General features: G+C 74.6%; 6 protein-coding genes. 2 read left to right on the top strand and 4 right to left on the bottom strand.

The window, feature by feature from the left end:
* Positions 1 to 175: 175 nt before the first annotated feature.
* Positions 176 to 391 (top strand): hypothetical protein, encoded by a 216-nt coding sequence (locus tag LHA35_RS27495; RefSeq protein WP_226614379.1) that lies wholly within the window; start codon positions 176 to 178, stop codon positions 389 to 391.
* Between the two features lie 254 nt (positions 392 to 645).
* On the opposite strand, the gene trhA is transcribed toward LHA35_RS27495, so the two are convergent.
* From trhA to cydD, 4 genes are all read right to left on the bottom strand, one after another.
* A complete protein-coding gene (trhA, locus tag LHA35_RS27500; protein ID WP_226614380.1) occupies positions 646 to 1,305 on the bottom strand; it encodes a PAQR family membrane homeostasis protein TrhA in 660 nt (219 codons plus the stop codon).
* A gap of 15 nt (positions 1,306 to 1,320) precedes the next feature.
* A complete protein-coding gene (locus LHA35_RS27505; RefSeq protein ID WP_226614382.1) occupies positions 1,321 to 2,046 on the bottom strand; it encodes a hypothetical protein in 726 nt (241 codons plus the stop codon).
* Between the two features lie 558 nt (positions 2,047 to 2,604).
* Positions 2,605 to 4,251 (bottom strand): thiol reductant ABC exporter subunit CydC, encoded by a 1,647-nt coding sequence (gene cydC, locus LHA35_RS27510; RefSeq protein ID WP_226614383.1) that lies wholly within the window; start codon positions 4,249 to 4,251, stop codon positions 2,605 to 2,607.
* A gap of 72 nt (positions 4,252 to 4,323) precedes the next feature.
* Positions 4,324 to 6,000, bottom strand: a complete 1,677-nt coding sequence (gene cydD / locus LHA35_RS27515; protein ID WP_226614384.1) for a thiol reductant ABC exporter subunit CydD — start codon at positions 5,998 to 6,000, stop codon at positions 4,324 to 4,326.
* Positions 6,001 to 6,103: 103 nt separating this feature from the next.
* On the opposite strand from cydD, the gene LHA35_RS27520 reads away from it, so the two are divergent.
* On the top strand, positions 6,104 to 6,247 hold the full coding sequence (locus LHA35_RS27520) for a hypothetical protein (RefSeq protein ID WP_226614385.1): 144 nt from the start codon (positions 6,104 to 6,106) through the stop codon (positions 6,245 to 6,247).
* Positions 6,248 to 6,394: the final 147 nt, after the last annotated feature.

Genomic DNA, 6,394 nt, shown 5'->3' on the forward strand with positions numbered 1-6,394 from the left:
CAGGACGGCCCATCCCATCGCAACACCGTACCTGCCCGAGCCCTCGGGCCTGACGCAGGACGAGATCCGCCAGATCGTCCTCGACCTGATCGGCTGACGGAGGACGGCGGGGCGCGCGGGCCGCCTGGCCGCCTGGTCCCTCGAGGGGCCCACACCCGCCCCGCGAGGACCAGTCATGCAGCACCCCCATTGCTTCTCGGTCGGCCAGAGCGTCGAACTCTTCCCGGGCAAGTATGACGGCAACGTCCCGCGCGGCGCCTACACGGTCCTGCGCCAGCTTCCGAACGATGCGGCAGACCGCGAGTATCGCGTGCGCCACGAGCGCGACGGCCATGAGCGCGTGGTGCGGGAAAGCCAGATCCGACCTGGCCTGGCCTCGCCCTCCCGCTGAGCTTGCGCTCCGGCGGACCGTTGTCCTCCATTGTCGTGCCTTGGCGCAGCCGTGGCCGATGCCGCGGGGCAACGGCGCCATGCGGCGCCGGCCATCCTGCGGGAGATCATCCGCCGGATCGGCATGATGCAGCGTTCGGCTGCGGAGCGCGCGCTCCCAAGGACATGGCGCGGCACTGGGGCCGGTCGCGGGTGCCCGACGCGAAGGGTTGAGTCCGGCCCTCCCGGCCATGCATGGGTGCACCGGGCAGCAGGTCACGCGGCCGCCTGAGCGAGATGGAGGACGACCGCGTAGTGGCATGCCGCCGCGGCGACGACCAGCGCGTGCCAGAGAGCGTTGTGGTAGCGCAGGCCTGTGGCGAGGTGGACGACCACACCCAGGCTGTAGAGCAGCCCACCCCCCGCGAGCAGCATCAGGTCACGCGTCGATAACGCAGCCAGCAGCGGATCCAGCGCGACCACCCCCACCCAGCCGAGCGCCAGATAGGCGAGGATCGAGGCGCGTTCGAATCGCGCCGGCGCCAGCAGCTTCAGCGCCGCCCCGCCGGCGGCACCCGCCCAGACCGTGCCGAGCAGCCCCCAGCCCCAGGCGCCGCCGATGCCGATTCCGGCGACCGGCGTGTAGGTGCCGGCGATCATCACGAAGATCGCCGAGTGGTCCAACCGGCGCAGCAGCGCCCGCCGCCGCCCCTCGCCGGCCAGGTTGTAGAGCGCCGAGCAGCCGAGCATTGCCAGCAGACCGGCCGCATAGAGACCGAGCGCGACCGGCGGACCGATTCCGGCGTTCCATGGCACGGTCAGGGCCAGGACGGCGCAGGCCACCAGCGCGGCCATGATGCCGGCGACATGGACGACCGCGTCGGCGATCCGCTCGCCACGGCTGTCCCGGTATGCCGGCCAGATGCCGCGATGCATGGCCCGATCCGCCTGTCAGACGAAGCGGGGCAGGAGGTTGCGGGCGAGCATGACCGTCCGGTCCAGCGCCGCGTCGGAGAAGTGGCCCCGACGCGCTGCGCTCGGGTGGCAGCCATGGACGAAGAGGTTGCCCGAAGCCTCGTCGCGGAACCACCAGAGGCCGGTCGCGTCGTCCTGCTCCCCATGCCAGTTCGGGACGCCGCCCAGCGCCTCGCCGAGGATGCCGAAATCGTCGAGCGAGCCCACGAAGACCAGGCTGTGCCGCAAGTGCGCGATCTCCTCCCGCAGCGCCGCCGCGCAGGTCGCCTGCTGGCGCTCGACGAGCTCCGGTGGCCAGTCCTCGGGCCTGCCCGTGCTCCAGCCGATCTTCAGCAGGGCCGACCAGCCCCAGCGGTCCGTCGTCCTGTCATAGGATCCGCCGAGCAGTTCCCGCGTCAGCCCATCGAGGAAGAGCCACAGCGGTGTGTGGGCATGGGCGTGCGGGCCACGGTCACAGAGCACGGCGGCCCTCTCGTGGCAGGCCTCGAAGCTCTGCTCGCCCTCGGCACCGTAGGGGCCCTCGGTGGCGGCTCCGATCCAGTAGAGGCCTCCCGCCTCGGCCAATTGCCGGCCGGCCCAGGGAAGGAAGATGCCTGCGACACCCGGCCCGTCCGCAGTGGCAGAGGCGAAGCCCTGGCCGATCAGCTGGCCTCGGATCTGCGCCAGGCGCTCGAAAGTCGGGCGGGTCAGGAATGTCGACAACGGTTTGGCCTCCCGGTGCATGCCTGTTCACGGGTCGCGTCGTCCCCGAAAGCGCCGGGCGACGACGACCGCACGGCCCGGCTGCGCCCGGCGGAGAAGGGGCAGGCATCCATGCGGCCAGGGTCAGCGGCTGCGCAATCCGACCAGCGCCGAACTCCGTCCCGACGGATGCCTACAACGTGCCGAGGGCCTCGCCGCTCCCGGAGACGACAGGAACGGGCCTGCGGCGCTGGACCCGCCTGTGCACCGCTGTTGTTCCTGACGTCCGGCGTGGCGCAGCGACATTCGCCGTGGGCTGGCCACGCCGTCGCGCGGCGCAGGCAAGCCGGTCAGCGCTTTCCTGTCCTCCGGGGGGCGGCTGCGCCCTCTTCTGGCCGTACGCGATCGCGGCACCGGCATCCCCGAGGAGGACCGCGCCCGCATCTTCAGCCGATCCGGGCGGGCCGTGGCTGGCGAACCAACCCGCTGCGGCATCTGTCCCACTGGGCCCGCGCAGATCCCCTTGCAGGGCGCCCCGCAAAGGCCGTTGGCCGAAGGCCAGGAGTCGGGCGGCCCGGATCAGCCGGCCGCCGGCAGCGCCCGGCCGCCGGCCAGGCGCAGCACCCGGGTCGGGCGCTCCACCCCGACCAGGCGATGGGTGATCAGGATCACCGTCCGCCCGGCCGTCACGCTCTCCAGCGTCTCCAGGAAGGCCCGCTCGGTCTCGGCGTCCAGGCCCGCGGTCGGCTCGTCCAGCACCAGCACCGGCGCGGCCGAGAGCAGCACGCGGGCCAGCGCCAGGCGCCGCGCCTGGCCGCCGGAAAAGCGTGCCCCGCCCTCGCCGCAACGGGTCGCCAGCCCCTCCGGCAGGGTGCGCACCAGCTCGCCGATCCCGGCCCGGTCCAGCGCCCGCCACAGCGCGGCATCCGGCGCCAGCGGCGCGGCGATGCGGAGATTGGCGGCGATGCTGTCATCGAACAGCCGGGCATCCTGCGTCAGGCAGGCGATGCGCCGGCGCAGGAACTCGGCCGGCAGGTCGGCGATATCGACGCCCCCCAGCGTGATCCGCCCCGCCTGCGGCGCGGCGAGCTTCAGCAGCAGGGCCGCGAAGCTCGACTTGCCGATGCCCGAAGGCCCGAGCAGCGCCAGCCGGGTGCCCTCCGGGAGGTCGAGCTCCAGATCCTCGAAGACCGGGGCGCGGTCCGGCGCCCAGGCGAAGCGCAGCCCCTCCACCCGGATGGCATGGCCCGCCGGCTCCTCGGCCGGGCGCGCCGGCTCCGCGACCGGCGGCGGCGCATCCGCCAGTTCGAACAGCCGCCGTGCCCCGGCGGCCGCCATGGCCAGCGAGATGCCGGCCCGCGGCAGCAGGCCGATGGTCTCCGCCGCCGCGACCGCGAGGAAAAGCCCGAGTACGGCGAGCGCGGCGCCCCCCGCTTCGGCCGCGAGCCCCCAGGCGAGCGCGCCGAGCAGCGCCGCCTGCACCAGCAGCGTCCCCGCCGCCCCGGCCCAGGCGGCCCGCCAGCCGAGGCCGCGCTGGGCCAGCGCCAGCGCCTGTCCCTCGCGTGCGAGGGTGGCGCGGGCCGCTGCCTCGCCATTCGCCGCCAGCACATCCTCCACGCCGAGCAGCGGGTCGATCGCCGCCGCCCGCATCCGCCCTTGCGCCCGCGCCGCCTGCGCCGCAGCCCGCGCCGCACCCGGCGCCAGCACCAGCGGCAGCAGCAGGGCGATGGCGAGGGGCAGGGCGACCGCGGCGGCCAGCAGCGGCGCCCCGGCCAGCAGCGCCACGCCCGCCACCACCACGGCGAGCGCGGCCAGCACCGGCACCAGGGCGCGGAGATAGAGCCCGTCCAGCGCATCCACATCGGAGACCAGCCGCCCCAGCAGGTCGCCGGACCGGCCGAGTCCGATGCCGGCCGGCAGCCGCTCCGCCAGCCGGCGGAAGAACCAGATGCGGATATCGGCCAGCGCCCGGAAGGTGGCGGCATGGGTCACCATGCGCTCCGTCCAGCGCGCCGCCGGGCGCAGCAGCACCAGCGGCCGCAGCAGCAGGAAGGCGAGGCCGCCGCCGAGCGCCGCCCCGCCGAGCGCGGCGGCGATGCCCTGCCCCGCCAGCGCCAGCAGGGCGACGCCGAGCAGGGTGGAGGCCGCCGAGACGGCGATGCCGGCCAGCAGCCAGCCGCCCTGCCGCCGCCACAGGCCAAGGACGCGGATGAGGTCAGCGAGCATCGGCGCGAGGAGCCTTCGTGGTGTTGGAGCGAGGGAGTCCGACCGGCAGGGGAGACCTCCGGGACCGCCGGATCATTGCGCCGCCCCGACCCGCGGCGCCCCCGCCGCCCGCCCGGCCTCGATCTCCAGCACCCGGCCCAGCCGGGCGCGTGCGCTGCTGTGGCTGGCGATGATGGCGGTGCGGCCGAGGCAGAGCCGCTGCAGGCTCTCGATCACCAGCGATTCCGTCCCGGGGTCGAGATGCGCGGTCGGCTCGTCCAGCAGCACCAGCGGGGCGTCGCGCAGGAAGGCACGGGCCAGCGCCACGCGCTGCGCCTGGCCGCCCGAGAGGCCCCAGCCCCCCTCGCCCACCAGCGTGTCCAGCCCCTGCGGCAAGCCTTCGGCGAAATCCGTCACATGTGCGGCGCGGGCGGCCGCCTCCACCTGCCCGGGCGTGGCATCGGGCCGGGCGAAGCGGATGTTCTCCCGCAGCGTCGCGCGGAAGAGATGCGGCTTCTGCCCGACATAGGCCGAGAGCCGGCGCAGCTCCGCGGGCCGCAGCGCCATGGCGTCCTGGCCGTTGACCGAAACCCGCCCTGCCTCGGGCCGCGCGAAGCCCATGAGGATGCGCAGCACGGAGGATTTGCCGGCACCGGAGGGCCCGGCCAGCACCAGCGTCTCCCCGGCGCTGGCGCGGAAGGAAAGGCCATCGAGCGCCGGCGGCCGGGCCGGATCGTAGGTCAGCCGGACATCGGTGAAGGTGATGACCACCCGCGGCGGCATCTCCTCCAGCGCCAGGCCGGGCGTGCCCTGTTCCGCCAGCAGCGGCGCCAGCGCCGCGGCGGCGCCGGCGGCATGCAGCCGGTCCTGGTAGGCGGCGGCGAAGCCGCGCAGCGGGGCGAAGAAGGCCGGCACCAGCAGCAGGCTGAACAGGGCGGCGGCCGGGTTCCCTCCCCCGCCCAGCAGGTCCCGGTGGCGGAAGGCCAGCATGGCCAGCACGCCGGCTGCCAGCATTTCCAGCGCCGTGCCGGAGAGGAAGGCGACCCGCAGCACCTTCATGGTGTGGCGGCGGAGCGCGGTCGCGGCCTCGCCGAGCGCCTCCGCCTCGGCCTCCTGCCGGTTGAACAGCACCAGGGTCGGCAAGCCGCGCATGCGGTCGAGGAAGCGGCCGGAGAGGCGGCCCAGCGCCTCGAACTGCCTGCGGCTGGCCTGGGCCGCGCCGATGCCGGTCAGCGCCATGGCGACGGGGTAGAGGAGGCCGGCGATGCCGAGGATGACACCGCTGCCCGCATCGGCCCCGAAGACCGCGGCGCAGACCAGGGGCGGGCCGAGCATGGCGAGGGCCGCAGCCGGGATCCAGCGGGCGAAATAGCCGTCCAGCGCCTCCACCCGGTCCACCACCAGGGAGGCGCGCTCCCCGACGCCGCTCGGGTCGGCGGGGCCGAGCTCCAGCAGCCGGGCGAAGGCGGCATCGCGCAGCCGGGCCCGCGCCGCCTCCCCGGCCGCGAGCTGGGCGCGTTCCTGCGCCAGCACCAGCGCGGCGCCGAGCAGGGCCAGCGCGGCCGCCGCCGCCAGCTCCGCCCAGCCCGCGCCGGGATGGCCGAGCAGGGCGGCGAGCAGCCGCGCGACCAGCCAGGCGCCGGCGATCGTCACCGCCAGTGCCGCCAGGCCGAGCAGGATGGGCAGCAGCACCTGCCGGCGCAGGGCCTTCGATTCACGGCGCAGCAGCGCCCGGGCCGCGCCGTCCCGGCCTGCCGAATGGGGTTCCATGGGCCTATCTAAGCTGCCCGCGCGGGTCTCGTCACGCGGGCTGCCTTGCGCGGGGTCGATGCCGCCGTCACATGCGGGCGGAAAGTTCCGGAGGCTGCCCCCGATGCTGCCGAGCCATGGCCGCTATGCCTACCACCCCTGGCCGGAGCGGCCGCGCCATGCCTGGCCCGGCGGGGCGAGGCTGGCGGTCTATCTCGGGGTGAACCTGGAGCATTTCGCCTTTGGCGAGGGGCTAGCAGGCTGCTGAAATTCATTGTGGTGATGCCGCCTGCGTGATTCCCTACCCCCGGCAGCGAGCGGGGTGAGGATGCGTGGCAGTGATGCGGTGGTTGGGTCGCTGTTCAGCTACGTGGATTTGGAACAACGGGTCCGGGCCGACCATCCGCTGCGGGTG

Origin of the sequence: Roseicella aerolata, assembly GCF_020523605.1 — a bacterium.
GTDB classification, from domain to species: Bacteria; Pseudomonadota; Alphaproteobacteria; order Acetobacterales; family Acetobacteraceae; genus Paracraurococcus; species Paracraurococcus aerolatus.